The organism is Oleiphilus sp. HI0086 (assembly GCF_001635225.1).
Map to the genome: position 1 here is coordinate 1 of NZ_LWFZ01001439.1, position 1234 is coordinate 1234.

A 1234-nucleotide genomic window follows, 5' to 3' on the forward strand; every position below is an offset into this window, starting at 1 on the left:
CTTCTATGGTACGGTTTTCTGAAAAACAAGTTGAAGTTGTGTTAAATGGTATCGAATGTCCGGTCTTTGTTTTATGTGGTAAACAAGGGTATTTCTCGGATGCTCAGAGGACTCAAAAACGGGTATCTTATTTTAAGGATGTTACGCGCTTTGACCTAGAAGGTGGGCATCACTTCCACATGGATGGTGATGTTGCAGCAACAGCGGAGTTAATTGATGAAATTATCGATAAGTAAAAAGAGTCTGGTTTTCACTTTATTGCTATCTTTTTTCTTGGTACAGGATGTGCTGAGTTCAGGCTTGGAAAATTATAAGGCTGTCTCTTTAGAGGGCAGTGTTGAAAGCTTAGCTTCTGAACAGATGATCGTTTTGAGCGCGCCGAAGCGCATCAGTAATACCTTGAGTATCGAGAAGCAAGAGTTTGTTGCAGGTGATGTCGAGTCACGTTTATATCGGCTCAAAAGTGGTGTTGAGCTAAGTCAGGCTTTTGATTATTACCTGGAGTCTGCAGCAGTAAAAGGCGAAATCTTATTCCAGTGTAAAAAACGCGCTTGTGGCAGCAGTAATTACTGGGCGAACAAAATTTTTGATGAGCATAAGCTGTATGGCCGTGATAGTGATCAATACTATGTTGCAAGCAGGGCACTCAGTAAGGGGAAAGAAGTCTGGTCGGCCGTCTATTTTGTGCAGAATGGCCTTAGGCAGCGTTTCATATATGAGCTGACTGTGACCAAAAGCTCGGCTGCTGATGGGGATTATGCGGAGCCAGTTGGTGTCTGGCTTAACGGGTCTTCCATGGGCGAGGGTGATGTTACGAAAAACCAAGCGGAGGCAATAGCCCGGTATATTGAGTCGGTAGAAGCCTCTGAGCTATATTTGGTTGTCTATGCAGATCAAGAACTGAAGCCAACCAAAGTGCTTTGGGATCAGTTGCGTACAAAAGGTGAGGTTCAGGTAGCAGTGTTAAGTAAATCCCTAGGGCAAGCCAAATTACCTATCACGCTTCGAGTACTTGGGCCATTGCATGGAGAGCCTTCGTTTGAAAAGCTTCCTGTTTGGTTCAGGTTGTATGCGTATTGATCGTTAATTGTTCAGTATTCGTTGTGCATTTTTATGAAACTTAAACTTAACAAATCTAAACACAAAGATTTGTTGATAATTCTGCTTGTTTAAACAATACTTTATTGGATATTGCAGAATTTTTTCCAATAAAAGCAATAAAATGTGGCGGTTT

The 1234-nt window shown here is 42.1% G+C and carries 2 protein-coding genes; both read left to right on the plus strand.

Annotated elements, in window-relative coordinates:
- A partial coding sequence (locus A3756_RS28320) for an alpha/beta fold hydrolase (RefSeq protein ID WP_368664623.1) occupies positions 1 to 236 on the plus strand: 236 nt, incomplete at its 5' end.
- On the plus strand, positions 217 to 1080 hold the full coding sequence (locus tag A3756_RS24490; protein WP_068553128.1) for a DUF4892 domain-containing protein: 864 nt from the start codon (positions 217 to 219) through the stop codon (positions 1078 to 1080). The genes A3756_RS28320 and A3756_RS24490, both read left to right, overlap by 20 nt.
- Positions 1081 to 1234: the final 154 nt, after the last annotated feature.